General features: G+C 64.5%; 19 protein-coding genes. 11 read left to right on the top strand and 8 right to left on the bottom strand.

From position 1 onward, the window contains the following. Positions 1-120 precede the first annotated feature (120 nt). Together IVB50_RS40280 and IVB50_RS40275 are read left to right on the top strand one after the other, a co-directional pair. Complete coding sequence (locus tag IVB50_RS40280; RefSeq protein WP_018456981.1) at positions 121-3,300, top strand: efflux RND transporter permease subunit; 3,180 nt, start codon at positions 121-123, stop codon at positions 3,298-3,300. Then, the gene (locus IVB50_RS40275) at positions 3,287-4,489 is read left to right on the top strand and encodes an efflux RND transporter periplasmic adaptor subunit (protein ID WP_247300224.1); all 1,203 of its coding nucleotides are present in this window, start codon (positions 3,287-3,289) and stop codon (positions 4,487-4,489) included. Before IVB50_RS40280 ends, IVB50_RS40275 begins: the two co-directional genes overlap by 14 nt. Before the next feature lie 108 nt (positions 4,490-4,597). Here the strand turns inward: IVB50_RS40275 and IVB50_RS40270 are convergent, their stop codons facing one another. Both IVB50_RS40270 and IVB50_RS40265 read right to left on the bottom strand, forming a co-directional pair. Next, entirely contained in the window at positions 4,598-6,115 is a 1,518-nt protein-coding gene (locus IVB50_RS40270; protein ID WP_018456979.1) for an acetyl-CoA acetyltransferase, read from the bottom strand. Between the two features lie 116 nt (positions 6,116-6,231). Continuing rightward, entirely contained in the window at positions 6,232-7,365 is a 1,134-nt protein-coding gene (locus tag IVB50_RS40265; RefSeq protein ID WP_018456978.1) for a nitronate monooxygenase, read from the bottom strand. A gap of 303 nt (positions 7,366-7,668) precedes the next feature. Here IVB50_RS40265 and yghU point away from each other — a divergent pair, with 303 nt between their 5' ends. Beyond that, a complete protein-coding gene (gene yghU / locus IVB50_RS40260; RefSeq protein ID WP_247300221.1) occupies positions 7,669-8,550 on the top strand; it encodes a glutathione-dependent disulfide-bond oxidoreductase in 882 nt (293 codons plus the stop codon). Between the two features lie 49 nt (positions 8,551-8,599). Here yghU and IVB50_RS40255 read toward each other — a convergent pair whose 3' ends face one another. The 3 genes from IVB50_RS40255 to IVB50_RS40245 form a co-directional block, all read right to left on the bottom strand. Next, on the bottom strand, positions 8,600-9,877 hold the full coding sequence (locus tag IVB50_RS40255; RefSeq protein WP_018456976.1) for an acyl-CoA dehydrogenase family protein: 1,278 nt from the start codon (positions 9,875-9,877) through the stop codon (positions 8,600-8,602). A 273-nt stretch (positions 9,878-10,150) separates the two neighbouring features. Next, complete coding sequence (locus tag IVB50_RS40250) at positions 10,151-10,531, bottom strand: VOC family protein (protein ID WP_007593712.1); 381 nt, start codon at positions 10,529-10,531, stop codon at positions 10,151-10,153. 25 nt (positions 10,532-10,556) lie between these two features. Then, positions 10,557-11,336, bottom strand: coding sequence for an SDR family oxidoreductase (locus IVB50_RS40245; RefSeq protein WP_018456975.1), 780 nt, complete (start codon positions 11,334-11,336; stop codon positions 10,557-10,559). 165 nt (positions 11,337-11,501) lie between these two features. On the opposite strand from IVB50_RS40245, the gene IVB50_RS40240 reads away from it, so the two are divergent. The 3 genes from IVB50_RS40240 to IVB50_RS40230 are packed head-to-tail and all read left to right on the top strand — an operon-like array spanning position 11,502 to position 13,653. Next, a complete protein-coding gene (locus IVB50_RS40240) occupies positions 11,502-12,290 on the top strand; it encodes an enoyl-CoA hydratase/isomerase (RefSeq protein ID WP_026233276.1) in 789 nt (262 codons plus the stop codon). Continuing rightward, positions 12,287-13,273 (top strand): phosphotransferase family protein, encoded by a 987-nt coding sequence (locus IVB50_RS40235; protein ID WP_018456973.1) that lies wholly within the window; start codon positions 12,287-12,289, stop codon positions 13,271-13,273. Before IVB50_RS40240 ends, IVB50_RS40235 begins: the two co-directional genes overlap by 4 nt. Positions 13,274-13,275: 2 nt before the next feature. Beyond that, positions 13,276-13,653, top strand: coding sequence for a DUF6285 domain-containing protein (locus IVB50_RS40230; protein ID WP_026233275.1), 378 nt, complete (start codon positions 13,276-13,278; stop codon positions 13,651-13,653). A gap of 146 nt (positions 13,654-13,799) precedes the next feature. Here IVB50_RS40230 and IVB50_RS40225 read toward each other — a convergent pair whose 3' ends face one another. After that, complete coding sequence (locus IVB50_RS40225; protein ID WP_018456971.1) at positions 13,800-14,579, bottom strand: enoyl-CoA hydratase-related protein; 780 nt, start codon at positions 14,577-14,579, stop codon at positions 13,800-13,802. A gap of 210 nt (positions 14,580-14,789) precedes the next feature. Between IVB50_RS40225 and IVB50_RS40220 the strand changes: the two genes are divergently transcribed. Next, a complete protein-coding gene (locus IVB50_RS40220) occupies positions 14,790-16,064 on the top strand; it encodes an acyl-CoA dehydrogenase family protein (RefSeq protein ID WP_018456970.1) in 1,275 nt (424 codons plus the stop codon). A gap of 168 nt (positions 16,065-16,232) precedes the next feature. On the opposite strand, the gene IVB50_RS40215 is transcribed toward IVB50_RS40220, so the two are convergent. Then, positions 16,233-17,813, bottom strand: coding sequence for a fatty acid--CoA ligase (locus IVB50_RS40215; protein WP_026233274.1), 1,581 nt, complete (start codon positions 17,811-17,813; stop codon positions 16,233-16,235). A 228-nt stretch (positions 17,814-18,041) separates the two neighbouring features. Continuing rightward, positions 18,042-18,914 (bottom strand): SDR family oxidoreductase, encoded by an 873-nt coding sequence (locus tag IVB50_RS40210; protein WP_018456968.1) that lies wholly within the window; start codon positions 18,912-18,914, stop codon positions 18,042-18,044. A 116-nt stretch (positions 18,915-19,030) separates the two neighbouring features. Here IVB50_RS40210 and IVB50_RS40205 point away from each other — a divergent pair, with 116 nt between their 5' ends. The 4 genes from IVB50_RS40205 to ppc all read left to right on the top strand — a co-directional run bounded on the left by IVB50_RS40205 (position 19,031) and on the right by ppc (position 26,279). Continuing rightward, positions 19,031-19,840: a crotonase/enoyl-CoA hydratase family protein gene (locus IVB50_RS40205; RefSeq protein WP_018456967.1), complete on the top strand. Its 810-nt coding sequence runs from the start codon at positions 19,031-19,033 to the stop codon at positions 19,838-19,840. Between the two features lie 128 nt (positions 19,841-19,968). Next, a complete protein-coding gene (locus IVB50_RS40200) occupies positions 19,969-21,513 on the top strand; it encodes an acyl-CoA synthetase (RefSeq protein ID WP_018456966.1) in 1,545 nt (514 codons plus the stop codon). A gap of 171 nt (positions 21,514-21,684) precedes the next feature. Continuing rightward, on the top strand, positions 21,685-22,089 hold the full coding sequence (locus IVB50_RS40195; RefSeq protein WP_018456965.1) for a YccF domain-containing protein: 405 nt from the start codon (positions 21,685-21,687) through the stop codon (positions 22,087-22,089). A 1,379-nt stretch (positions 22,090-23,468) separates the two neighbouring features. Continuing rightward, on the top strand, positions 23,469-26,279 hold the full coding sequence (gene ppc / locus IVB50_RS40190) for a phosphoenolpyruvate carboxylase (RefSeq protein ID WP_247300219.1): 2,811 nt from the start codon (positions 23,469-23,471) through the stop codon (positions 26,277-26,279). Positions 26,280-26,357: the final 78 nt, after the last annotated feature.

Genomic DNA, 26,357 nt, shown 5'->3' with positions numbered 1-26,357 from the left:
AGCAGGGAATTGACCGCTCGTGACGCAGTGCCGTTGGCCATTCGGGCGGTCTTCAGGTAAATCAGCCGAGGAACCCGCGGGGGCGGTGTTTCCTGTCCCTGATCTGGAATTGCCCAACGAATGATTGCTCTGGTCCGTATTGCCCTGAGCCGGCCCTACACGTTTGTCGTGCTCGCGCTCCTGCTCCTGATCATCGGACCGCTGGCGGCGCTGCGGACGCCGACCGACATCTTCCCGGACATCCGCATCCCTGTGATCGGCGTGGTCTGGCAATACACCGGCCTGCCGCCCGATCAGATGTCGGGCCGCATCACCACGCCGTTCCAGCGCGCGCTGACGACAACGGTCAACGACATCGAGCACATCACCGCCAATTCCTATAACGGCTTTGGCATCATCAAGATCTTCTTCCAGCCGAACGTCGACATCCGCACCGCCAACGCGCAGGTCACCGCGATCTCGCAGACGCTGATCAAGCAGATGCCGCCGGGCGCGACGCCCCCTCTGATCCTGAACTACTCCGCCTCCACCGTGCCGATCGTCCAGGTGGCGCTCTCGGGCGATGGCCTCACCGAGCAGAACCTCGCCGATATCGGCATCAACCAGCTCCGTACGCCGTTGGTCACCGTGCCCGGCGCCGCGATCCCGTACCCGTTCGGCGGCAAGCAGCGCCAGGTCCAGATCGACCTCGACCCGACCGCGCTCCAGGCCCGCGGCCTGTCCGGCCAGGACGTCGCCAACGCGCTCGCGGCCCAGAACCTGATCACGCCGGTCGGCACCCAGAAGATCGGGCAGTTCGAATACATCATCCAGCTCAACAACTCGCCGCTGAAGATCGAGGAGCTCGGCAATCTGCCGATCAAGACCGTCAACGGCGCGATGGTCTATGTGCGCGACGTCGCGACCGTCAGGGACGGCAACCCGCCGCAGACCAACATCGTCCATGTCGACGGCAACCGCTCGGTGCTGATGATGGTGCTGAAGGCGGGCGCGACCTCGACGCTCGACATCATCGCGGGCATCAAGCAGAAGGTGATCGACGTCAAGGACCAGCTGCCGGACGCGCTCAAGATCGGCTTCATCGGCGATCAGTCGGTGTTCGTCCGCGGCGCCATCGAAGGCGTCGCGTTCGAGGGCGTGATCGCGGCGCTGCTCACCAGCGTCATGATCCTGCTGTTCCTCGGCAGCTGGCGCTCGACTGTGATCATTGCGGTCTCGATCCCGCTCTCGGTGCTCGGCGCCATCATCATGCTGTCGGCGATCGGGGAGACGCTGAACATCATGACGCTCGGCGGCCTGGCGCTCGCGGTCGGCATCCTCGTCGACGATGCCACGGTCACGATCGAGAACATCAACTACCATCTGGAGCAGGGCAAGCCGGTCGAGCAGTCGATCCTCGACGGCGCCAACCAGATCGTGACGCCGGCCTTCGTCTCGCTGCTCTGCATCTGCATCGTGTTCGTGCCGATGTTCTTCCTCACCGGCGTGGCGCGCTTCCTGTTCGTGCCGATGGCGGAAGCGGTGATGTTCGCGATGATCTGGTCGTTCCTGCTGTCGCGCACGCTGGTGCCGACCATGGCGAACTATTTATTGCAGGCGCATGTGCATCACGAGAACGGTCCGCCGAAGTCGCGCAATCCACTGGTCTGGTTCCAGCGCGGTTTCGAGGCTCGCTTCGAGCGCATTCGCGGCGGCTACCACAATTTCCTCGGGCTCGCGCTCGCGCACCGTCCGGTGTTCGTGATCGGCTTCCTCTGCGTGGTCGGCGCGTCCTTCGCGCTGGTCCCGTTCCTCGGACGCAACTTCTTCCCCGCGGTCGATGCCGGCAACATCCTGATGCACGTCCGCACCCAGGTCGGCACCCGCGTCGAGGAGACAGCGAACCAGCTCGCCGACGTGCAGAAGGCGATCCGCAAGCTGATCCCGGGTGAGATCGAAACGCTGACCGACAACATCGGCATGCCGATCTCCGGCATCAACATGACCTACAACAACACCGGCGTGATCGGCCCGCAGGATGGCGACATCCAGATCAAGCTGAAGGAAGGCCACAAGCCGACCGAAGAGCATGTGCGCGTGCTGCGTGAGCAATTGCCGCGGCTGTTCCCCGGCGTCAGCTTTGCCTTCCTGCCGGCCGACATCGTCAGCCAGATCCTGAACTTCGGCGCGCCGGCGCCGATCGACCTGCAGATCCGCGGCGCCAATATCAGCGCCAACTTCGTTTATGCCAACAATCTGCTGGCCAAGGTTCGCAGGATTCCCGGCGTCGCCGATGCGCGCATCCAGCAGTCACCGAACAATCCGACCTTCAATATCGATGTCGACCGCACCCGCGCGCAGTATGTCGGGCTGACCGAGCGTGACGTCACCAACAGTCTCGTGGTCAACCTTGCCGGCTCCTCGCAGGTGGCGCCGACCTACTACCTCAATCCGGACAACGGCGTATCCTATTCGATCGTGATGCAGACGCCGCAATACCAGATGGATTCGCTCAGCGCGCTTCAGACGTTGCCGATCACGGCGGCCGGCAATTCGCAGTCGCCGATCCTCGGCGGCATCGCCGATATCAAGCGATCGACTTCGAGCGCGGTGGTCTCGCAATACGACATCCAGTCGATGGTGCAGATCTTCGCCACGACCTCGGGCCGCGATCTCGGTGCGGTCGCGACCGACATCCGCCAGGTGATCGCCGACACCGCCAAGGAGGTGCCGAAAGGCTCTTCCGTGGTGCTGCTCGGCCAGGTGCAGACCATGAACAGCGCCTTCACCGGCTTGTTGTTCGGCCTGCTTGGCGCGGTCGTCCTGATCTATTTCCTGATCGTCGTGAACTTCCAGTCCTGGTCCGATCCCTTCGTGATCATCACGGCGTTGCCCGCAGCACTCGCCGGCATCGTCTGGATGCTGTTCGCCACCGAGACGACGCTGTCGGTGCCGGCGCTGACCGGCGCGATCATGTGCATGGGCGTTGCCACCGCCAACAGCGTGCTCGTGATCTCGTTCGCCCGCGAGCGCTACGAAGAGCTCGGCGATCCCATCGCCGCGGCGCTCGAAGCCGGCTTCGTCCGGTTCCGCCCGGTGCTGATGACCGCGCTCGCCATGATCATCGGCATGGCGCCCATGGCGCTGGGGCTCGGCGAGGGCGGCGAGCAGAATGCGCCGCTCGGCCGTGCCGTGATCGGCGGCCTGATCTTTGCAACCTTCGCCACGCTGATGTTCGTTCCCGTGGTGTTCAGTATGGTACACAAGAAGCAAGGCGCCAAAGGCGCCGCCTCCCTGGAGCCCCCGCATGTCGCCCCATGAACCCCGCTCCCCGGTGTCGCACCGGAAACTGGGCATTTTCGGCGTGGTGGCGCTAATCGCGGCCGGCTTGGTCGTGGGCACCGGCATCCGCGCCCGCGAGGAGCAGGGCTCCAAATCGAAGGCATGGACCGATGATCAGGCTGTTCCCAGCGTCGCGGTGACGCTGCCTAATGCCAAGGCTCTCAATGCGACCATCGACTTGCCGGGCCGTCTCGAAGCCTATTATCGCGCGCCGATCTTTGCCCGTGTTCCCGGCTATCTCAAAAGCTGGAGCGCTGACATCGGTGCGCGGGTGAAGGCCGGTCAGGTGATCGCCGAGATCGAGGCGCCCGACCTCGACCAGCAACTGCTTCAGGCCCGCGCCGACCTCGCCAGCCAGCAGTCCAGCGCCAGGCTGTCGGAAGCCACCCTCAACCGCCGCAAGACGCTGGTCGCCTCCAACTTCGTCTCCGCGCAGGAGATCGACGAGCGTACCGCCGATCTCTCCAACAAGAACGCGGCGGTTCGCTCGGGCCAGGCCAACGTCGAGCGCCTCGAAGCGCTGGCCGGTTACAAGAAGATCACCGCTCCGTTTGACGGTGTGGTCACGGCGCGCGACACCGACGTCGGTGCGCTGATCAATTCAGGCGGCGGCTCGGGCCCGGCAATGTTCGTGGTCTCCGACATCACCAAGCTGCGCGTCTACATCAACGTGCCCCAGAACTACGTGCCCGCGATCAAGATCGGCGCCAAGGCCGCCATCGTGCTGCCGGAGTATCCGAACCGGACCTTCCAGGCGACGGTGGAGGCCTCCTCGCAGGCGGTTGACGTCGCCTCCGGCACGACGCGCATGCAGCTCGGTCTCGACAATTCCTCAGGCGAGCTGATGCCCGGCGGCTATGCTAGCGTGAAGCTCAGCCTGCAGCGCGACGCCGCGCCGCTCAGCATTCCCGCCAGTGCGCTGATCTTCAACGGCAGCGGCCTGCGCGTCGCAACCGTCGGTCCGGACGACAAGGTCCTGTTCAAGCCCGTGACCATCGCCCGCGATCTTGGCAAGGAGATCGAGCTCGCCTCGGGAATTGCAGCGGATGACCGCGTCATCACGGCACCACCGGACGGCCTCTCCGACGGCGACCAGGTCCGCGTGACCGGCGCCGGCGCCAAGGGCAAGCCCGCGACGGCGTCGGAGAAGCAGGCGCCGAAGGGGTAGCCTCGGTTTCGTAGGGTGGGCAAAGCGAAGCGTGCCCACCATCTCTCTGCGATCCTAAAAAAGATTGGTGGGCACGGCGCAAGAGCGCCTTTGCCCACCCTACGAGAGCTACGCCACCCTCCATTCCGGCACGCCATCTACCGTCATCGTGATCTCGCCGAGCGAACCCACCGGCGTGCGATCCATGTCGAGCAGATGCGCCAGCGTTGCCGCATCGCTCGCGGGAATTCGCGCCAGCGTGCGCCTATCGTTTTCCGTCCGCAGCATCACCACGCCATGCTCGACCTCGCCGCCGCGGCCGTAGAGCACCGTAAAGCTCTCCACCTTGCCCTTGCCTGAGACATCCGTGACGAACTCCGGCACCGCGCGCTTGTTGCTGTCCGCCGCCGCCTGCACGCTCGTCTCCTGTGCCAATGCTTCGCGCGGCGGCACCTTCGACACCACCAGCGCATGATGCTTGGTGACGAAACCGCCCTGGCCGTAGAGCAGGCCGAGCTTTGCGCCGTCGCGCACGCGCCGGACCGTCGCGCAGGCCGCGTGCGTCATGTAGGTGTTGAGCGGCGCGCCGAAGAAGGTGAGGCCGCCAGTCACGGTCGGCTGCACGTCCGCACCTAGACCCAGCGTCCGCCGCGCCATCTTGGGCACGCACGGAAAGCAGCTATAGAGCTCGATCGCGTCGAACTTCCTGCCGTCGCCGCCGGCGAGATCCATCACGGCCTTCAAAACGGCGTTCTGCGGATGGCTCTCGTAAAACTGGTCGCGCAAGAGATAGTCGCGCGGCTCCTCGGCCGAGGCGCCGCCGAGCGGATAGACCAGTCTGTCATCGGCGATGCCGGCCGCACGCGCTTTGGCGAGGCTGGTCAGCAGCAGCGCGCCGCCCATGTTGACGCTCGGGTTGGCAACCATGAGCTTGTTGTAAGGCCACGCGATGAGACGGTTGTCCGCGGTGGGCGTCGTGATTTCGTCAGGCGTATAGCGCCGCTTCAGCCAGGCGTTGGGATTCTGCGCGGCGGCCTCGGAATAGCGTGACCATAGTGTACCCGACTCTGCCATCGCCTCGCGCGGCGTCTGTCCCCAATGGGCGGACGATGCCGCTTCGTAGAACGGATAGACGGTGACGGGGCGGAACACGCCGAGCTTCACGGCCAGCGGCTTCTGGAATGCCGCGCCGCGCTTCGGCTCCTCGACGTCATGGGCGAACGGGGTCCATGGCAGCTTTGCCCCGGCGCGCTCCGCCTTGGTCGCCGTCGACTGTGCCTCCGCGCCGCAAACCGCGGCGACGCTGCATTCGCCGCGCGCAATGCGCTTTGCTGCCTCGTGGATGTAGCGGATCGGGCTCTCGCCGCCGACCGGGCCGTAATAGCAATGCGAAGGCGTGATGCCGAGCCGTTGCGCCAGCAGCTGCTCCGGATCGCGATAGCGCCAGCTCAGGAAGTTGACGATATCGAGCGATTGCACCTCGTCGAGCAGCTTTGCGCCGGCATCTGCTTCCGCGCGCCGCAGCGCCTGTTCGAGCAGGTCGAGCGGCTCGAGGCCATCGGTGACCTCCTTGGGACGGTCGACGATCTCGCCGACGCCGACGATGACGGGGATGCGGTCTTCGGGGGTATGCTTCTTATCTGTCATGCTTCAATTCACGATGTCAGTTTTTTGTCATTGCGCGCGTAGCGAAGCAATCCAGGGTCTTTCCGCGATGGTAGTCTGGATTGCTTCGCTGCGCTCGCAATGACGGTGTGTGGCAATCACTCCGCCACCAGCGCATTCATGTGCTCGACGGCTTCGGCAAACTCTTCCTTGAACTCCTGCACCACCGCACCGGCCGACTTCACGCTGTCGATCAGCCCGACGCCCTGGCCGACGAAGTAACTCACGAGATCGCGCGCCTTGGCGTTGCCGCCCGCCGCGGCGCGGTCGATCGAGTTGAAGGCGTCGCGGCTGACGATACTTTGCAGCGGCATCGGCAATGCGCCGGGGCTCTCGGCTGCGCGGTCCCAGGCGTCGGTCCAGACCGAACGAAGTTGCCGTGCCGGCTTTCCAGTGCGGCCCTTAGAGCGCACCGCATCGCGCGACGATGCCGCGATCATCTTCTCGCGAAAGATCTCCGTGGTCTCGGACTCGACGGTCGCAAGCCACACCGAGCCGGTCCAGGCGCCCGCGGCACCCATCGCCATGCAGGCCGCCATCTGTCGTCCCGTCATGATACCGCCGGCCGCCAGCACCGGCACGTCGCGGATATTCTTGATCGCCTTGATCACCTCGGGCACCAGCACCATGGTCGAGACCTCGCCGCAATGGCCGCCAGCTTCGGTGCCCTGGACCACGAGGATATCGACGCCGGCCGCGACCTGGCGCAGCGCGTGCTCCTTGGCGCCGACCAGGGCCGCGACCGGCACGCCGTGCTTCCTGCCCATCTCGATCATGGCCTTCGGCGGCACGCCGAGCGCATTGGCGATCAGGCGGATCGGGTGGTTGAACGAGACCTCCAGCAGCTCCAGCGCGGTCCTGCCATCGAACGGCTGCGGCTGGTTGTCGGCGACCTCGGTGGTCGTGAGTTCGATGTCGTATTTCTTCAGGAGATTGCGCGTGTAGTTGCGGTGCTCCTGTGGCACGCGCGCCTCAAGGCTCTTCCAGGTGACGTCCTTCTCGCCCGCAGTCGAGATGTTTTCGGGGATCAGCACGTCGACGCCGTAAGGCTTGCCGTCAACGTGCTTGTCGATCCATCTCAGCTCGCGTTCGAGCGTATCCGGCGTGTGCACGGTCGCACCTAACACGCCAAACCCACCGGCGCGGCTGACAGCCGCGACGACATCGCGGCAATGGCTGAAGGCGAGCAGCGGGAAATCGATGCCCAGCATGTCGCAGATCGGCGATTTCATCGTTCTCTCCCGGCGGCCTCGCGTTGCTGTTGTCGCAATCTTGAGCGAAGGCTCATCGACGCTAGACCATCGTCTTGCGCTATGCCAATCCGGATTTGGCGGCGCATCTTGCGTGCACACGCCGTGTTGCGCGAAGCCGTACGCCCGGCTCGACAGATGCGGCTTCTCGTGATGGCCGTCCTCGGCAACGTCGGACGCATGACGCGGTCGCGAGGCCCGCGCCGGACGCAGGGCCGGCAGGGCTTGCCATCCGCCGTCCGCGGGCTAATTAATGCAGACGCATCTTTTTGCCGGAGCCCTCGCATGACCGACACCCCCGCCTACGTGCCGCCCAAGGTCTGGACCTGGAACAAGGAGAACGGCGGACAGTTCGCCAGCATCAACCGCCCGATCGCCGGTCCCACCCATGACAAGGAGCTGCCGGTCGGCAAGCATCCCTTCCAGCTCTATTCGCTGGCGACGCCGAACGGCGTCAAGGTCACCGTGATGCTGGAGGAGCTTCTGGCCCTCGGCCACAAGGGCGCGGAATACGACGCTTGGCTGATCAGAATCGGTAACGGCGACCAGTTCGGCAGCGGCTTTGTCGACATCAATCCGAATTCCAAGATCCCGGCGCTGATGGACCGCTCCGGCCCGGAGCCGATCCGGGTGTTCGAGTCCGGCTCTATCCTGTTCTACCTCGCCGAAAAGTTCGGCGCCTTCCTGCCGAAGGACATCAAGAGCCGCACTGAAGCGACGTCGTGGCTGTTCTGGCAGATGGGCAGCGCGCCCTATCTCGGCGGCGGCTTCGGCCATTTCTACGCTTACGCGCCGACCAAGATCGAATATGCCATCGACCGTTTCGCGATGGAAACCAAGCGCCAGCTCGACGTGCTCGACCGCCGGCTCGCCGACAACGAATATCTCGCCGGCAGCGAATACACCATCGCCGACATGGCGGTGTGGCCCTGGTACGGCGCGCTCGCCAAGGGGCTGGTCTACGGCGCCGGCGAATTCCTGTCCGTGCAGGACTACAAGCACGTGCAGCGCTGGACCGACCAGATCGCCAAGCGCCCGGCCGTCAAGCGCGGCCGCATGGTCAACCGTGTCTCCGGAGATCCCGCCAGCCAGCTTCACGAGCGGCATGACGCTAGCGATTTCGAGACCAAGACGCAGGACAAGACCGGCGAGGTGGCCGCGTCGTAGCCCCTTCCCCTCTCCCCGCGTGCGGGGAGAGGGGAAGAGAGGCAGTTGATCACGCCATGCTCAGCTCGTGGCGTCCCACCACCATCCAGTGCACCTCGTCCGGACCATCCGCGAAGCGGAGATGGCGCACGTCCTGATACATCTCCGCGAGCGGGGTCCAGTGCGAGATGCCCGTGGCGCCGTGCATCTGGATCGACTGGTCGATGATCTTGCAGGCTCGCTCCGGCACCATGGCCTTGACCATGGAGACCCAGACGCGGGCCTCCTTGTTGCCGAGCACGTCCATGGCCTTGGCGGCCTTCAGCACCATCAGCCGCATCGCCTCGATCTCGCAGCGCGCCTGCGCGATGATCTGCATGTTGCCGCCGAGATGGGCGATCTTCTTGCCGAAGGCTTCACGGGTGAGGCCACGCTGCACCATCAAATCGAGCGCCTTCTCGGCCTTGCCGATAGTGCGCATGCAGTGATGGATGCGGCCCGGGCCTAGCCGAAGCTGCGAGATCTCGAAGCCGCGGCCTTCGCCGAGCAGAATGTTCTCCTTGGGCACGCGCACGTTGTTGAAGCGCATGTGCATGTGGCCGCGCGGCGCGTGGTCCTGGCCGAACACGTACATGGGACCGAGCACCTCGACGCCGGGCGTGTCGCGCGGCACCAGAATCTGCGACTGCTGCTTGCTCGGCGCCGCATCCGGGTTGGTCTTCACCATCACGATGAGGATCTTGCAGCGGGGATCGCCGACGCCGGAGATGTAATATTTCTCGCCGTTGATGACCCATTCGTCGCCGACGAGCTTGGCGCTGGTCGAGATGTTCTTGGCATCGGAGGAGGCGACGTTCGGCTCGGTCATGACATAGGCGGAGCGGATCTCGCCGTTCATCAGCGGCTTCAGCCACTTCTCCTTCTGCTCCTTGGTGCCGACGCGCTCCAGCACCTCCATGTTGCCGGTATCAGGCGCCGAGCAGTTCATGCTCTCCGATGCCAGTGGGCTCTTGCCGAGCTCGGATGCGATATAGGCGTAGTCGAGATTCTTCAGGCCCTGGCCGGTCTCGTCGTCGGGCAGGAAGAAGTTCCAGAGGCCTTCCTGCTTGGCCTTGTTCTTGGCCTTCTCCAGCACCTCGAGCTGCTTCGGCGTGAAGCTCCAGCGATCCTCTTTGCCTTCGCCGGCCTTGGCGAATTCGGTCGACATCGGCTCGACGGTGTCGCGGATGAACTTCCTGACGTGATCGTAGAGCGGCCGGACCTGGTCCGACATCCTGAGGTCGTTGAGCTCGTCGCCGGGATTGAGGGTGTAGTTGGTGGTGCGGGGAATATAGGTGTGTTTTGTCATTGTTCCTCCCGGGGTCGCTGAGATCGCGTTGCGCCGGAGAATAGTCGCAGCGTCGCCAAAGTGCGAGCGCGCATTTTTTCCAACGCGAGCCATGCCATGCGATGGAATATCGCGGACGTTTGAAATGTTGTTTGAATGGGCGGCATTCTCGCTGTCATCGCCCGACTTGATCGGGCGATCCAGTACTCCGAGGCGTATGTGATCTATCGAGAAGCTGCGGCGTACTGGATGCCCCGGTCAAGCCGGGGCATGACAGCGGTGGTTGCGGCCGGCCTAGCTTGCCATCCGGTGCATCGCGCAGATCTTGTTGCCGTCGAGGTCACGCAAATAGGCAATATAGAGGTTGACGCCCGGGCCTTGACGGATACCAGGAGGATCTTCGCAAGGAACGCCGCCGGCGGCGATGCCGGCCGTATGCCATGCATTGACCTGTTCCGGCGAGTTGGCGGCAAAGCCGATGGTGCCGCCATTCGCAGGCGTCGCCGCTTCGCCGTTGATCGGCTTTGTGACCGAGAACACGCCGGTCTTGGTAATGTAGAAGATGCGATGGCCGTCGACCCGCGCCGGCCGCACCTCGAGCGTGGACAGCAAATTGTCGTAGAAGGCCTTGGCCTTGTCGAGGTCGTTGGTGCCGATCATGACGTGTGAAAACATGTGCCCGTTCCCCTCATTATGAAAATCAAAACGCCGTATAACCGCCGTCGATCACGAACGTATCCGCCGTGTGGTACGACGAGGCCTTGCTCATCAGATACACCGCGATGCCGCCGAAGTCGCTGGCCTCGCCGAAGCGCCGCACCGGAATTCGCGGCATCACGTTGGCGACGAATTTCTCGTTGGCCATCAGGCCCGAGGTCATGTCGCTCTTGATCCAGCCCGGCAGGATCGCGTTCGCGGTGACGCCGTGACGCGCCAGCTCGACGCCGAGCGCACGCACCAGCGCGTTGATCGCGGCCTTGGTCGCGGCATAGTGCTCGTTGCGCGCGGTGCCGAAGATCGAGGCGAGGCTCGAAGTCGCCACCAGCCGGCCGAAGCGATCGCCGGCCTCGGCGCGCGCGGTCATGTGTTTTGCGGCAGCCTGGAACGCGTGGAACACGCCGTCGAGATTGGTCGCAAACATCGTGCGCCATTCTTCCTCGGTGCGTTCGATAAAGGAGCGCCGGCCGCCGCCGCCGATGCCGGCATTGGCGAAGCAGCCGTCGACCCGGCCGAATGTGTCGAGCGTGGCCTTCATCGCGGCATTGACCGAGGCCGGGTCGGTGACGTCGCAGACCCGCGTGTCGACCTTGCCTGATAGCCCGGCCAGGCTCGCGGCAGCGGCCTTGTTCTTGTCAGCATTCCGGCCCCAGATCGAGACGTTGCAGCCCTGGCCGGCGAGCGCCTGCGCGATGCCCAGCCCGATGCCGCCATTGCCGCCGGTGATCACGGCGACGCGTTCCGAAAGGTCGAAAAGGTTCATGGCGCGTTTCCTGTTTTTGCTTCGTGCGCATCAGCCGCTGCGCGCAAGATTGCTTGCTATGCTCCGATCACCATGGACAAGACCGCGCCAAAAATCAAATATGCGCCCCGGCAAAAGCAATTCCGGTCTGCGAAACTGGTGCAGGCCGCAACTCACGAGGAAACCATGCAGTTCAAACACGTCACGCTCGATCTCGATGGTTCGGTCGCGATCCTCAAGCTCGACCATCAGGAGGTGATGAACGCGGTCTCCGTGGACATGCTGGGCGGTCTCTCAGAAGCGCTCGACACGATCGAGGAGAAGAAGGACGAGGTGCGCTGCGTGGTGCTGACGGGCGCAGGGCGGGCGTTCTGCACCGGGGCGAATCTCCAGGGCCGCAACAACCAGTCGAAGAAGACCAAGGCCGGCCTGACGCTCGAGACCGGCTTCCATCCCTTCCTGCGCCGCATCCGCAATCTGCATTGCCCGATCGTGACCGCGGTCAACGGCCCGGCGGCCGGCGCCGGCATGAGCTTCGCGCTGCTCGGCGACATGATCCTGTGCGCGCGCTCGTCCTATTTCCTGCAAGCGTTCCGCCGCATCGGTCTGGTGCCGGATTGCGGCTCGACCTGGCTCTTGCCGCGGCTGATCGGCAAGGCACGCTCGATCGAATTGTCGTTGATGGGCGAGCGGCTCCCGGCCGATAAGGCGCTGGAATGGGGCCTTGTGAATCGCGTCTATGATGACGGCGTGCTGATGGAGGAGGCGATGAAGCTTGCGCGCGACCTCGCCAGCGGCCCGACGGTCGCGCTGTCGCTGATCCGCAAGCTGTACTGGGACAGCCCGGAGAATTCCTTCGAGGATCAGCTCAATCTCGAATTTCAGTGCCAGCTCCATGCCGGCGACACGGATGATTTCCGCGAAGGTGTTGGCGCCTTCCTAGAGAAGCGTCCGGCGCAGTTCAAGGGCAAATGATCGAGGCTGAGCTTTCCCGCAGCGTTGCGCGCTGGTGCGAGGGGGCGACCGGCGTGACCGGCGCGGCCAAGCTGTCCGGCGGCGCCAGCCAGGAGACCTGGCGCTTCGACATCGTGCATCCCGACGGGCCGATCGGTGCGATCCTGCGCCGCTCGCCGAAGGGGTATGGCGCGGCGCCGACGCGCGCGGCAGGTCTCGGCGCGGAGGCGCAGCTGATGCAGCTTGCCTATGAGGCCGGCGTGCCGTCGCCGCGCGTGATGCATGTGCTCACGCCGGACGACGATCTCGGCACCGGCTTCATCATGCAGCGGGTCGAGGGCGAAACCATCGCGCGCAAGATTCTGCGCGACGACGAGTTTGCGGCGGCGCGGCCGCGTCTCGCACGGCAGATCGGCGGCGTGCTCGCGAAGCTGCACGGGCTGCCGCGGGACAAATTGCCCGAGCTGCGCAGCCGGTCCGCGACGGAGGAGATCTCTGAGTTCGAACGCGATTATCGCAGCCTGGACTGGCCCAAACCCGTCTTCGAGCTGGCGCTGCGCTGGCTCCGCGACCACGATCCGGGCCCTTCGGCCGAGACGACGCTGGTGCATGGCGATTTCCGCAACGGCAATCTCATCATTGGCGCCGACGGCCTGCGCGCGGTGCTGGACTGGGAGCTCGCCCATCTCGGCGATCCCATGGAGGATCTCGGCTGGGTCTGCGTCAACTCCTGGCGCTTTGGCGAGATCGACAAGCCGGTCGGCGGCTTTGGCTCGCGTCAGGAGCTGTTTGCCGGCTATGAGGCGGCTGGGCGCAAGGTCGATCCATCGCGTGTCAAATTCTGGGAAGTGATGGGCACGCTGCGCTGGGGCATCATGTGCGGCGGCATGATGCAGCGCTTTCGCGAGGGCCCGGACCATTCGATGGAACGCGCCATGATCGGCCGCCGCGCTTCCGAGACCGAGATCGATCTGTTGCGGCTGCTGGCGCCGCGGGGGAGTTGACCATGCAGGACGAGCCGACCCCGATCGAGCTGACGAAGTCAGTCGCCGATTTCCTCCGCAACGACATCGCGCCGCTGATCTCCGGCCACCAGGCCTTCAAGCTGCGCGTCGCCATCAACATCCTCGACCTCGTGACGCGGCAATTGACGCTGGAGGAGGGGAGCGACGCCGCTGAGGCGGAGCGGCTGCGTGCTCTGCTCGGCATGGACGGCTCGGTGACCGATCTCAACCGCACGCTGGCCGAGCGCATCGCCAAGGGCGAGGTCGATCTAGCGACGCCCGGCCTTGCCGAGCATCTGTGGCAAACGACCATGGACAAGCTTGCGGTGGACCAGCCGAATTACGCGTCGTACAAACGCGAACTCTCGCGAAGCGGGTAGGCGGTACTACACTCTCTGCTGTCATCGCCCGCGAAGGCGGGCGATCCATGTATCCAGAGGCGGCATTGATTGAGCCGAGAAGCCGCGGCGTACTGGATGCCCCGGTCAAGCCGGGGCATGACGGCGGTGATGAGCCGAGCGACCCTTCACTTCCCCACCCATTTCGGCGGCCGCTTCTCCGCAAACGCCTTCGGACCCTCGATGTAGTCCTGGGACGCAACCATCGCCTTCACGGCCGGATATTCCCGCTGCTCCTCGATCGCCTGCTCCAGCGACACGCCGAGGCCCTTCTGGATCGCCTGTTTTGACGCGCGGATCGACATCGGCGAATTCTTGGTGATCATCTCGGCCCAGCGCAGCGCGGCCGTCAGCGCTTCGCCCTGCGGCACCACCTCGTTGACGAAGCCGAGTTCGAGACCCTCCTTGGCGCTGACATGGCGCGCGGTGAGGATCATGCCCATGGCGCGCTTGAGTCCGATCTGCCGCGGCAGCCGATGCAGCCCTCCGGCGAGTGCGGCCAGCCCCACGCGGGGCTCGGGCAGGGCGAAGGTCGCGTTCTCCGAGGCGATGATGAGGTCGCAGGCGAGCGCGATCTCGAAACCGCCGCCCATGGCGACGCCGTTGACCGCGGCGATGATCGGCTTGTCGCAGTCGAAGCGCGCAGTGAGGCCGGCAAAGCCGCCCTTGTCCCAGCCGCGCTTGCCGCCGGCCGCCTGCCACTTCAGATCGTTGCCGGCGCAGAACGCCTTATCGCCGCTACCGGTGACGACCGCGATCCATTGCTCGGGGTCGGCGGAGAAATCGTCAAATACCTTTTGCAGCTCGAAATGCGCGTCGGTGTGCAGCGCGTTGTAGACCTCGGGCCGCGACAGCGTCACGATCGTGATCGGCCCCTTGCGTTCCACCTTGGAAAATTTCAGCTCCATCGTGCGCTCCCGCAGTTTCTCGTGAAGGAATATTGCCGGAATACTACCGCGCCTCCGCGCTGGAGCACCATCGAATTGCGCAATGCGCCTTGCGCATCTCACACGTCTCCCATTGCTTGACTTGGCGGCGCTCTTCTCACCTTAATCGTGCGAAGCAAAGCTGCGCCCAGCGCCTTAACGCAAAACGAAAAAATCATCCGGGAGAGAGCCGTGGATTTCTCGCTGCCTGCCGATCTCGTCGCCTATCTCACAGAGCTCGACCTTTTCATCGAACGCGAGATCAAGCCGCTGGAGGCGGTCGACGATAACATCCGCTTCTTCGATCACCGCCGCGAATGGGCGCGCACCGATTTCGAGAATGGCGGCCTGCCGCGCCACGAATGGGAGGCGCTGCTGCGCAAGGCCAAGGATCTCGCAGACGCCGCCGGTCATTTGCGTTTTGCGGTGCCGAAGCAATATGGCGGCAAGAATGGCTCCAACCTCTGGATGGCGGTCATCCGCGAGCACTTTGCCGCCAAGGGGCTCGGCCTGCACAACGACCTCCAGAACGAGCATTCCATCGTCGGCAACTTCCCCGTCGCCACCATGCTCGATCGCTACGGACGCGACGACCAGAAGGCGATGATCGACGGCTCGATCAAGGGCAAGTACCGCATCACCTTCGGCCTGACCGAGCCAAATCACGGCTCCGACGCCACCCATATGGAAGCGCGCGCGGTGCCCGCGACCCGTGACAACGTCAAGGGCTGGATCATCAACGGCGAGAAGATGTGGACGACCGGCATGCACGTCGCCACGCATTGCGCGCTGTTCGCGCGCACGTCAGGCAATGACGGCGATGCCCGCGGCATCACCTGCTTCCTGGTGCCGGCCACGAGCCATGGCGTGAAGATCGAAGAGTATATGTGGACCTTCAACATGCCGACCGATCATCCCCGCGTCAGCTTTACGGACGTGTTCGTGCCGGAGGATGCGCTGTTCGGCGAGGACGGTCGCGGCCTGTCGCTGGCGCAATGTTTTGTCCATCAAAACCGCATCCGGCAGGCAGCGAGTTCGTTGGGGGCAGCGGTCTACTGCATCAACGAGAGCGTGAAGTATGCGCGCGAGCGAAAACCGTTCGGCAAGGCGCTGGCCGAGAACCAGGCGATCCAATTCCCGCTGGTCGAGCTTGCGACGCAGGCCGAGATGCTGCGCCTGTTGATCCGCAAGACCGCCTGGGAAATGGACAAGCTCACCGAGGAGCAGATCGAGCGCACGCTCTCCGACCGCGTCTCGATGTGCAACTACTGGGCAAACCGCCTGTGTTGCGAGTCTGCCGACCGCGCCATGCAGGTTCACGGCGGCATGGGCTATTCACGCCACAAGCCGTTCGAGCACATTTACCGCCATCACCGCCGCTATCGCATCACCGAGGGCAGCGAGGAGATCCAGATCCGCAAGGTAGCGGGATTTTTGTTCGGCTATATGGGGCCGGGGAAGCATTGAGGGATTGTTGCGCGCAGTCTCTCCCCGGAGTCGTCCCGGCGAAGGCCGGGACCCATTACCCCACGGAGAAGTCGTTGCGCGAGACGGCAACTCCGAGTTTTCGCAAAACCCAATCCTGTGGCTATGGGTCCCGGCCTTCGCCGGGACGACGATGTGGCTGGAGTGGTGCTAATTCACCCTTCTATCCTTCCCCGCCCAATACGGCTCCCGCAACTGCCGTCGCAAAATCTTGCCTGAGGGATTGCGCGGCAGCGCCGGCAAAAACTCCACGCTCTTCGGCGTCTTGAAGCCGGCGATGCGCTCGCGCGTGAAGTTGATGATGTCGGTGGCGGTCGCCTGCTTGCCGGGCTTCATCACCACAACGGCCTTCACCGCCTCGCCCCATTTGTCGTCGGGTATGCCGATCACGGCAGCTTCCGCGACGTCGGGATGATCGCACAGCGCGCTCTCGACCTCGGCCGGGTAGATGTTTTCGCCCCCGGAGATGATCATGTCCTTGATGCGGTCGTGGATGTAGAGATAACCGTCTTCGTCCATGTAGCCGGCATCACCCGTGCGCAGCCAGCCGTCGCCGCGCAGCGTCGCGGCGGTCGCTTCCGGCAGGTTCCAGTAGCCGGCCATGTTGGAGCCCGAGCGCGTCGCGATCTCGCCGACCTCGCGCGGCGGCAGCGGCTTGCCGTCAACGTCTAGGATCGCGATCTCGACGCCCGGCAGCGCCTTGCCGGCCGAGCGCATCCGCTCCAAGCCCTCGATATGATCCTCCGGCGGCAGCGCGACGATGGTGCCGGTGGTCTCGGTCATGCCGTACATTTGCACGAACCCGCATTTGAAGATCTCGATGCATTCTTTCAGCAGCGCCGCCGGTATCGGCGAGGCGCCGTACAGCATGTATTTCAACCGGGAGAAATCGATTGTCTTCGCGCGCGGCTGCCGCACCACGAACTGCATCGCCGCCGGCACCATGAACAGCTTTGTGATGCCGGACTGCTCGAAGAAATCCAGCACCTTGGTCGGATCGAACTCGCGCGCGATCACGCCGCGGGCGCCGTGGTAGAGCCCCATCACGCCCCAGCCGGAGCCGCCGATATGGAAGATCGGCATCGCGACCAGCGACACGTCGTCGGTCGACCATCGGTTCCACTCCGGCTTGTCCTCGGCATTGCCTGTTTGCACCAGGTTGAGGAAGTTCGCATGCGACAGCATCGCGCCCTTCGGCTTGCCTGTCGTACCCGAGGTATAGAGCTGGATCGCGATGTCCTTAGTGTCGATCGGCACCTTGGGATCGTCGCCACTCTGTGCATCGCGCCAAGCTGTAAAATCCTGCCATTCCGGCGCGCCGCCTTCGGTGGTGATGACGCTGCGCACGCCCGGCAACTGGTCCTTGATCTGGCGGACCTGGGTGATGAACTCAGGTCCCACGAACAGCACCGGCGCTTTGCAGTCGCTCACGATGAAGGCGACCTCGGGGCCCGCGAGCCGCCAGTTCACCGGCGCCATCACCACGCCGGCCTTCATGGCACCCATCAGCAGCTCGAAATAGTTGTCGCTGTTCTTGCCGAGATAGGCGATGCGCTCGCCCTTGTTCACACCCATCGCGATCAGCGCATTGGCGACGCGATTCGTCTTGATGTCGAACTCGGCGAAGCTGGTGACACGACCTTCGAACTCGAAGGCGATGGCATTGCCGCGGCTCTTGGCGCGCTCGCGCACCATGTCGGCGAGGTCAGCCAATGGCTGTGTGGTGGACATGTCTCTCCCGTGACGTCTTGTTCTTATGCCGCGGAGTGTGGCGTCATCCGCGGGCGAAGACAAGATGGGAGAGGGTACGCCATGGCTTCAGCGTCGTCGTCTTGGCGAAAGCCAGGACCCATAGCCACAAAACGCAATTCGGCGAAGACTGGCCATGGCCAATCTTCGCCAAAGAACATTCGGTGATAATGGGTCCTGGCTTTCGCCAGGACGACTACGGAGAGAGCCTCAGCCCCGCTTCGCACGGTCCTTTTCATTCTGCGCCATGATGCTCTCGCGTGCGGTTTTCCAGTCGTCGTCGCTCCAGTCGCGGAGCTGGTAGAAATTGCCGCCCATCGCGAGCGCCTGCGCGCCGTCCATGGCGATGGTCTCGCCGCTGATCCAGTCGCAACCGCCGGAGATCAGGAACACGGCGACGTTCTGCAATTCCTCCATGGTGCCGACGCGGCCCATCGGGTTCATCGCCTTGGTGCGCGCGCCGGCTTCGTCACCGGGCTTGATGCGCTTGCTCATGCCCTCGGTCGGGATCTCACCCGGCGCGATCGTGTTCAGCCGGATGCCGTAGCGGCCCCATTCGGTGGCGAGCGACATCGTCATGGCATGGATCGCCGACTTGCTCATCGCCGACGGCACCACGTAAGGCGATCCGTTGCGCACCCAGGTCGTGGTGATCGAGACGACGTTGCCGGGCTGCTTCAACGCGATCCAGCGCTTGCCGACCGCCTGCGTCACGTAGAACGTGCCGTGCATGACGATGTTGGCGACGGCGTCAAAGCCGCGCGGCGACAGCTCCTCGCTGCGCGAGATGAAATTGCCGGCGGCGTTGTTGATGAGGTCGGTGAGGGGGCCGTCGCGAAAGATGGTCTCGATCATCTCCTCGACCGCGAGCGCGTTGCGGATGTCGACGCCGTGGCTGGTGACGCGGCCGCCATGCTCGGCCATCAGCTCGGTCGCGGTCTCGTCGCAGACGATCTTGCGCCGGCCGCAGATGTGGACTTCCGCGCCGAGCTGGAGAAAGCGCGCCGCCATCGACTTGCCGAGCCCGGTGCCGCCGCCGGTCACGAGGATGCGCCGCCCCGCCAGAAGATTTTCCTTGAACATGGCTGTTTCCCCCGTCGCGATTGTCGGTTAATTGATCGATTGACTAAATCCGGCCGCCGGCTTCCTGTAAAGCGGCACCGAACAAGAACAGCCGGGAACCAGGGGAGAATTCATCCATGGAAGAGCGCGTCTCGATCTCGATCTCGGAAGGCGTCGCCGACGTGCGGCTGGTGCGCGCGGACAAGATGAATGCGCTGGATCAGGCCATGTTCGAGGCCCTTGTGGCCGCAACGGATCGGCTTTCGAAGGAAAAAGGCGTGCGCGTCGTGGTGCTGTCCGGCGAGGGCCGCGCCTTCTGTGCCGGTCTCGACATGGGGCGTTTTGCCGCCATGAAGGAAAAGGGGGGCAATGGAATTCCGGGTGGCGAAAATCGCGACCTCACCAAACGCACGCACGGCCAGGCGAATTTTGCGCAACAGGCCGTGTGGGGCTGGCGCCAGCTTCCGGTCCCCGTGATCGCGGCGATCCAGGGCGTCGCCTTCGGCGGCGGCTTCCAGCTCGCACTCGGCGCCGACATGCGCTTCCTCACGCCCGATGCGCGAATGTCGGTGATGGAAATCAAATGGGGTCTGGTACCCGACATGGCGGGCACGCCGATCCTGGCTTCGCTCGTGCGCGACGACATCTTGCGCGATCTCACCTACACCGGCCGCATCTTCTCCGCGCAGGAGGCGATGGCTTACGGTCTCGCCACGCGCATCTGCGACGACCCGCGCGCTGCCGCGCTCGACGTCGCGCGCGAGATCGCGGGAAAAAGCCCCGATGCGATCCGCGCCGCGAAACGCATGCTCAACAATCTCTCGGTCGATCCGGGCCCCGCGCTACTCGCCGAGTCCGTCGAGCAGCAGAAGTTGATCGGCAGCGCGAACCAGACCGAGGCGGTGCGTGCCAATCTGGAGAAGCGCGCGCCGAAGTTTGCGGATTAGCGCAGACCTCATCCCGAGGAGCCGCGAAGCGGCGTCTCGAGGGATGGGCCACGGGCTCTCATGGTTCGAGACGGCGCCTTGCGCCTCCTCACCATGAGGGGCAACTTCAACAACAAAGAAAAACAACAATGAGCGAAACCTCAAATTTCCTCGGCATCGTCTCCGGCGGGCGCAGCCGCTCCCATGCCGAGGTCGCTGATCGTGCCGACCGCATCGCGAGCGGTCTCAGCCAGATCGGCGTCAGGCAGGGCGATTGCGTCTGCATGCTGATGCGCAACGACATCGCCTTCATCGAAGCCGCCTATGCCGCCATGCGGCTGGGCGCCTACGGCGTGCCGATCAACTGGCACTTCAAGCCGGAGGAGATCAACTACATCCTGAACGACACCGGCACCTCCGTGCTGATCGGCCATGCCGACATGCTGCATGCCTTGCGCGATGCGATTCCCCAAGGCGTCACCGTGCTCAGCGTGCCGACGCCCCCGGAGATCCTGTCCAGCTACAAGATCGATCCCGATCATCTGAAGACGCCGGACTTCGCGATCGATTTCGAATCCTGGCTCGCAGAGCACCAGCCCTATGACGGCCCGGTCGGGCCGCAGCCCATGAACATGATCTACACCTCGGGCACGACAGGCCACCCCAAGGGCGTACGGCGCAACGCGCCGACGCCGGAGCAGGCGGCTGCCGGCGAGCGCATGCGCGCGATGATCTACGGGCTCAAGCCCGGCGCCCGCACGATCCTGCCGGGCCCGCTCTATCACTCCGCGCCGAACTCGTTCGGCATTCGCGCGGGAAAACTCGGCGGCGCACTGGTGCTGATTCCCCGCTTCGAGCCCGAGGAATTTCTCGAGCTGATCGAGCGCTACAAGATCGACACCATCTTCATGGTGCCGACCATGTTCATCCGCCTGATGAAGCTGCCGGAGGAGGTGCGCAAGCAATACGACGTCTCCTCGCTCCGCCACATCATTCACGCCGCAGCACCCTGTCCGGCGGACGTCAAGCGTGCCATGATCGAATGGTGGGGGCCGGTGATCTATGAATTCTACGGCTCGACCGAATCCAGCGCCGTCACCTTCGCGACCTCCGAGGACGCGCTGAGGAAGCCCGGCACCGTCGGCAGGATTTCGCCCGGCGCCGAGCTGCGCTTCATCGGTGAGGACGGACGCGTGCTGGGTGTAGGCGAGATCGGCGAGATCTACTCGCGCATGGCCGGGATGGCCGATTTCACCTACCACAACAAGCCGGAGAAGCGCGCCGAAATCGATCGCGACGGCTTCATCACCTCCGGCGACGTCGGCTATATCGACGAAGAGGGCTACGTCTTCATCTGCGACCGCAAGCGCGACATGGTGATCTCGGGCGGCGTCAACATCTATCCGGCCGAGATCGAGTCCGTGCTGCACGCGGTGCCCGGCGTGCATGATTGCGCGGTGTTCGGCATCCCCGATGCCGAGTTCGGCGAAGCGCTGATGGCGGTGGTCGAGCCGCAAGCCGGCGTTACGCTGGATGCCGCCGAAATCCGCACCCGCCTGAAGGCCTCGCTTGCCGACTACAAGGTCCCAAAGCACATCGAGATCCGCACCGGGCTGCCGCGCGAAGACTCCGGCAAGATCTTCAAGCGGCGCCTGCGCGATCCCTATTGGGAGCAGGCGGGGCGGAAGATCTAGCGGTGCGTAGCCCGGGTGAGCGAAGCGATACCCGGGATAACAACCAGTAAGACCCGGATGTCGCTTCGCTCATCCGGGCTACACGAGCACGCGAATACGTGAGCGGCTTTATCGATCGCAACCTCGCGCATCGTGCTATACTCACGGGATCATTGACCTTCGGATCATCCCATGGCTCCCGTTTCCATCCTGCTAAACCTGCTCTGGATTCTCATTGGCGGCGCCTGGATGGCGCTCGGCTGGCTGGTCGCTGCGGTCATCATGGCGGTCACCATCATCGGCCTGCCCTGGGCGCGGGCGGCGTTCAATATCGCCGTCTACACGCTGATGCCGTTCGGCTCGCGGGCGGTCAGCCGCTATGAGGTCACCGGTGTCGAGGATGTCGGCACCGGCCCGCTCGGGGTGATCGGCAACATCATCTGGTTCGTGCTCGCCGGCTGGTGGTTGGCGCTCGGCCACCTCTTCACCGCCGTGGCCCTCGCGATCACCATCATCGGCATTCCCTTCGCCTGGGCCCACCTCAAGCTCGCCGGCATCGCGCTCTGGCCGATCGGCAAGGTGATCGTGCCGGCTTAAGGCAAACTCGTAGGATGGTAGAGCGCCAGCGAAACCCATCAAACCGTCCGCTGATGACGAAGCATGATGGGTTTCGCAAGCGCTCAACCGATCCTGCGCTGATTCGAAGTGGACCACGACTGCTTTCAACGCGGCATAAGTATCCTGCCCCTCCGCAATGCGTCACATTTCATTGCAACTTTTTCCCGACTTCATTGTTGACGAGCGGGAGCGAACGCGGGCGCAATGTGCCGCGGCTGGCCCTTGGTTCATTCTTATCGGGAGGCGATTGCATGAAGTGGCTTTGCTTGGTGGGCTTTGTGGCGGGGGCCGTTGCTTTGACACCCACACCTTCTGCTTCGGCGATGCCCGTTGCCAAGCCGGACACACTGGGCGCGTCTCAGACTGACACCATCGAGGTCAAGGGCGGCCACGGACATGGCGGTGGCCACGGGTGGGGTCATCGCGGCGGCCGTGGTCATCATTACGGCTGGGGCAGAGGCCGAGGCCATCACTATGGCTGGCGGCACCATCACCACTGGTAAGCGTCACTATTGTCCCGAGATTGGAGTCGGGTGGCCGCTCAATGCTTCCGACCCACAATCCCTCGCGTTGCCCGACGGGCAAAACCCGCCACATGCAGGTCAATCGATCGGTTCTCCAATATTCTGATTGACCGAATTCGCTCCTTCGGGTAAACCGCAAACTATTGCGGCCCGCTAAAAAGGGCGTTTCGCGATCGTCACGATACGTGAGCCGGGATGCGATGGACGCGGCAGCGCCGGCGCGTGACGAGATGGCAGGGCGGGCTACGCCTGTGAGTCATCGCGATCCGCGCGAACGACCCGGCGCGGTCACAGCGGTTCTTTTCGGCTTCGGTGGCGAGCACGCGCGAGCTTCCGGATGTCCGGGGAGGGACGTCCGCGGACGGCAAAAGCGTGTGGTCCTGACGCCCGGGGTCTGTGCGTGAAGGCTTGCGGTGATGTGCGGCCCGACCGGGTGGGCGCATCGATCATCTGCGAGGCGACGGGGGCAATAGTGCATCGCTGCCCGGGGAGAGCGCGCCATAAGCCGTAAAACCATTGCGCAGGGAAGGCCGGGATGTTCCGGCATCACCTGTGGTTACCCCCGCGTGGTTTTTCGCGTGTGCGGACCCTGGGTGCCAGCCGGCGCCCGGCCTTCCCTGCGCCCTTTTTTATCGATGAGGGCGAAACGACAGCAAAACTCGGGCCCCGCGCCGCGAGACCGCGGACGTGTGCGCGCGTCCGTCGGCAAGGCGCATTTCTCCCATGATAGGTGATGTTGCCGCGCCGCCCCCAACTTCATCTTGCGCTGCGGCAAAAAACTTGCACACTCGGCTGAGCCGGGCAGCCAAGCGAGCTCGAACAGCGGAGCGAGCCATGTCCCTCCAGACCATATCGTCCGACACCGCCGACCAACGCCCCAACCGCCCCGAGGACGTCCAGGCGCTGGAGGCAGATGCGCGGCTGCGGGATGACATCCGCCTGCTCGGGCGCATCCTCGGCGACACGGTGCGCGACCAGGAGGGCGCCGAGTTGTTCGACCTGGTCGAGCGCATCCGGCAGACCTCGATCCGATTCCATCGCGATGAGGACCGGCTCGCCCGCCGCGAGCTCGAGCAGATCCTCGACAGCATGTCGACCTCCGAGACGGTGCGGATCGTCCGCGCCTTCAGCTATTTCTCCCACCTCGCCAACATCGCGGAGGATCAGAACAACATCCGCCAGATGCGGGCCCGCAGTGCCGCCAAGGAAGCCGGAACCCGTGGCGGCTCCGGGGAGCTGGCGGAGACGCTGGCCAAGGCCCGGGCCGCAGGGATCGGCTCCGAGGCCTTGCGCAACTTCTTCAAGACCGCGCTCGTCAGTCCGGTGCTGACGGCGCACCCGACCGAGGTGCGGCGCAAGAGCACGATGGACCGCGAGATGGAGGTCGCAGCCCTGCTCGACCGCCGCGAGCGGGTTGTGCTGACGGAGGACGAACTCGCGGCGAGCGACGAGCAGCTTCGCCGCGAGGTGCTGACGCTGTGGCAGACCAACCTGCTGCGGCGAACCAAGCTGACCGTGCTCGACGAGGTCGCCAACGGCCTGTCATTTTATGACTACACGTTCCTGCGCGAGGTGCCACGGCTGATCAACGCGCTGGAGGACCGGCTGGAGGAGGGCGGCGAGCAGGCGGCCGGCGCACTCGCCTCGTTCCTGCGCATGGGGAGTTGGATCGGCGGCGACCGCGACGGCAATCCCTTCGTTACCGCCGACGTGATGCGTGGCACGCTGCGGCTGCAGTCGAGCCGGGTGATGCAGTTCTATCTCGAGGAGCTGCATGTGCTCGGCTCCGAGCTCTCGATCGCAGCGCATCTCGCCGACGTGTCCGAGGAGTTGCGCACGCTGGCGGAGCGCTCGCCCGACACCTCGCCGCACCGGAGCGGCGAGCCTTACCGCCTCGCGGTCTCCGGCATCTATGCGCGCCTCACCGCCACGGCCGAGGTGCTCCAGGTCGAGATCACACGCCGTCCGGTCGGCAAGGGAAAGCCTTACGCGAGCGTCAGCGAGCTGCAGGCCGATCTTGACGTGCTGCACCGCTCGCTGATCTCCAACAATGCCCGCGTCATCGCCCGGGGCCGGCTGCGGCTGCTGCGGCGCGCGGTGGACTGCTTCGGCTTCCATCTGGCCCGGCTCGACATCCGCCAGAATTCGGCGGTGCACGAGCGCACCATCGCCGAGCTGATGGATGCCGCCAACCCCGGCATGTCCTATCTCGCGCTCGGCGAGGACGCGCGCATCTCCCTGCTCACCAACGAGCTGCGCTCGACGCGCTCGCTGGTGTCGCCGTTCGTCAAGTACAGCGACGAGACCATGGGCGAGCTCAACGTCTTCCATGCCGCAGCAGAAGCGCATGCGAAGTTCGGCTCGGACGCCATCCCCCAATGCATCATCTCGATGTGCAAGAGCATGTCCGACATGCTCGAGGTCGCGGTGCTGCTCAAGGAGGTCGGCCTCGTTCATCCCTCCGGGCGTAGTGCCGTCAACATCGTGCCGCTGTTCGAGACCATCGAAGATTTGCAGGCGTCTTCCACCATCATGGACCGCATGCTGTCGCTGCATGATTACCGCCGGCTGGTCGACAGCCGCGGCAGCGTGCAGGAGGTCATGCTGGGCTATTCCGACAGCAACAAAGATGGCGGTTTCGTCACCTCGGGCTGGGAGCTGTACAAGGCCGAGATCGGCCTCGTCGACGTGTTCGAGCGCCATGGCGTGCGGCTGCGATTATTCCATGGCCGCGGCGGTTCGGTCGGCCGCGGCGGCGGACCGAGCTACGATGCCATCATCGCCCAGCCGGGCGGCGCGGTGAACGGCCAGATCCGCATCACCGAGCAGGGCGAGATCATCTCGTCGAAATATTCCAACGCCGAAGTCGGCCGCAACAATCTGGAGATCCTTGCCGCCGCGACGCTGGAGGCGAGCCTGCTGCATCCGCGCCAGAGCGCGCCGCGGCCCGAATATCTGACCGCGATGGACGAGCTTTCAAGTCTCGCCTTCAAGGCCTATCGCGGCCTCGTCTACGAGACTGACGGCTTCGTCGATTATTTCTGGGCGTCCACCGTCATCAACGAGATCGCGACGCTCAACATCGGCAGCCGTCCGGCCTCGCGCAAGAAGACCCGCGCGATCGAGGACCTTCGCGCCATCCCCTGGGTGTTCTCCTGGGCGCAATGCCGCCTGATGCTGCCGGGCTGGTACGGCTTTGGCAGCGCGGTCGAGCAATGGATCGCGGAGCATCCCGACAAAGGCATGCCGTTTCTCAAAGAACTCTACAAGGAATGGCCGTTCTTCCGCATGCTGCTGTCGAACATGGACATGGTGCTGGCCAAGAGCTCGATCGCGATCGCCTCGCGCTATGCCGAGCTCGTGCCCGACGAGGCGCTGCGCGAAAAAATCTTCGGCCGCATCCGCCGCGAATGGCATTCCTGCATCGAGACGCTGTTGGACATCATGGGCCAGGACCGTCTGCTGCAAGGCAACCCGCTGCTGGAACGCTCGGTGCGCCACCGCTTTCCCTATCTCGACCCGCTCAACCACGTGCAGGTCGAACTGCTGAAGGAGCACCGCGCGCAGAACCCGGACGAGCAGGTGCTGCGCGGGATTCAGCTCACGATCAACGGGATTTCGGCGGGGCTGAGGAATACGGGGTAGGGCGCGTGCCCGCTGCACACTCAGCCGTCATGCCCGGGCTTGTCCCGGGCATCCACGTTCTCAGCGCCGCCCCTTAAG

The organism is Bradyrhizobium sp. 87, assembly GCF_023073015.1.
Lineage (GTDB): Bacteria > Pseudomonadota > Alphaproteobacteria > Rhizobiales > Xanthobacteraceae > Bradyrhizobium > Bradyrhizobium canariense_D.
Note: the sequence above shows the minus strand (reverse complement) of the source record. Positions and strands in the feature narration are given on the sequence as shown.

Bases quoted from the DNA above. Each gene is read 5' to 3' on its own strand.
- IVB50_RS40245 (WP_018456975.1), bottom strand. From the start codon at position 11,336: ATGAACCTTTTCGACCTTTCGGAACGCGTCGCCGTGATCACCGGCGGC.
- IVB50_RS40280 (WP_018456981.1), top strand. From the start codon at position 121: ATGATTGCTCTGGTCCGTATTGCCCTGAGCCGGCCCTACACGTTTGTC.
- IVB50_RS40195 (WP_018456965.1), top strand. From the start codon at position 21,685: ATGGCTCCCGTTTCCATCCTGCTAAACCTGCTCTGGATTCTCATTGGC.
- IVB50_RS40255 (WP_018456976.1), bottom strand. From the start codon at position 9,877: ATGACAAAACACACCTATATTCCCCGCACCACCAACTACACCCTCAAT.
- yghU (WP_247300221.1), top strand. From the start codon at position 7,669: ATGACCGACACCCCCGCCTACGTGCCGCCCAAGGTCTGGACCTGGAAC.
- ppc (WP_247300219.1), top strand. From the start codon at position 23,469: ATGTCCCTCCAGACCATATCGTCCGACACCGCCGACCAACGCCCCAAC.
- IVB50_RS40275 (WP_247300224.1), top strand. From the start codon at position 3,287: ATGTCGCCCCATGAACCCCGCTCCCCGGTGTCGCACCGGAAACTGGGC.
- IVB50_RS40200 (WP_018456966.1), top strand. From the start codon at position 19,969: ATGAGCGAAACCTCAAATTTCCTCGGCATCGTCTCCGGCGGGCGCAGC.
- IVB50_RS40230 (WP_026233275.1), top strand. From the start codon at position 13,276: ATGCAGGACGAGCCGACCCCGATCGAGCTGACGAAGTCAGTCGCCGAT.
- IVB50_RS40265 (WP_018456978.1), bottom strand. From the start codon at position 7,365: ATGAAATCGCCGATCTGCGACATGCTGGGCATCGATTTCCCGCTGCTC.
- IVB50_RS40215 (WP_026233274.1), bottom strand. From the start codon at position 17,813: ATGTCCACCACACAGCCATTGGCTGACCTCGCCGACATGGTGCGCGAG.
- IVB50_RS40225 (WP_018456971.1), bottom strand. From the start codon at position 14,579: ATGGAGCTGAAATTTTCCAAGGTGGAACGCAAGGGGCCGATCACGATC.
- IVB50_RS40205 (WP_018456967.1), top strand. From the start codon at position 19,031: ATGGAAGAGCGCGTCTCGATCTCGATCTCGGAAGGCGTCGCCGACGTG.
- IVB50_RS40210 (WP_018456968.1), bottom strand. From the start codon at position 18,914: ATGTTCAAGGAAAATCTTCTGGCGGGGCGGCGCATCCTCGTGACCGGC.
- IVB50_RS40250 (WP_007593712.1), bottom strand. From the start codon at position 10,531: ATGTTTTCACACGTCATGATCGGCACCAACGACCTCGACAAGGCCAAG.
- IVB50_RS40270 (WP_018456979.1), bottom strand. From the start codon at position 6,115: ATGACAGATAAGAAGCATACCCCCGAAGACCGCATCCCCGTCATCGTC.
- IVB50_RS40235 (WP_018456973.1), top strand. From the start codon at position 12,287: ATGATCGAGGCTGAGCTTTCCCGCAGCGTTGCGCGCTGGTGCGAGGGG.
- IVB50_RS40240 (WP_026233276.1), top strand. From the start codon at position 11,502: ATGCAGTTCAAACACGTCACGCTCGATCTCGATGGTTCGGTCGCGATC.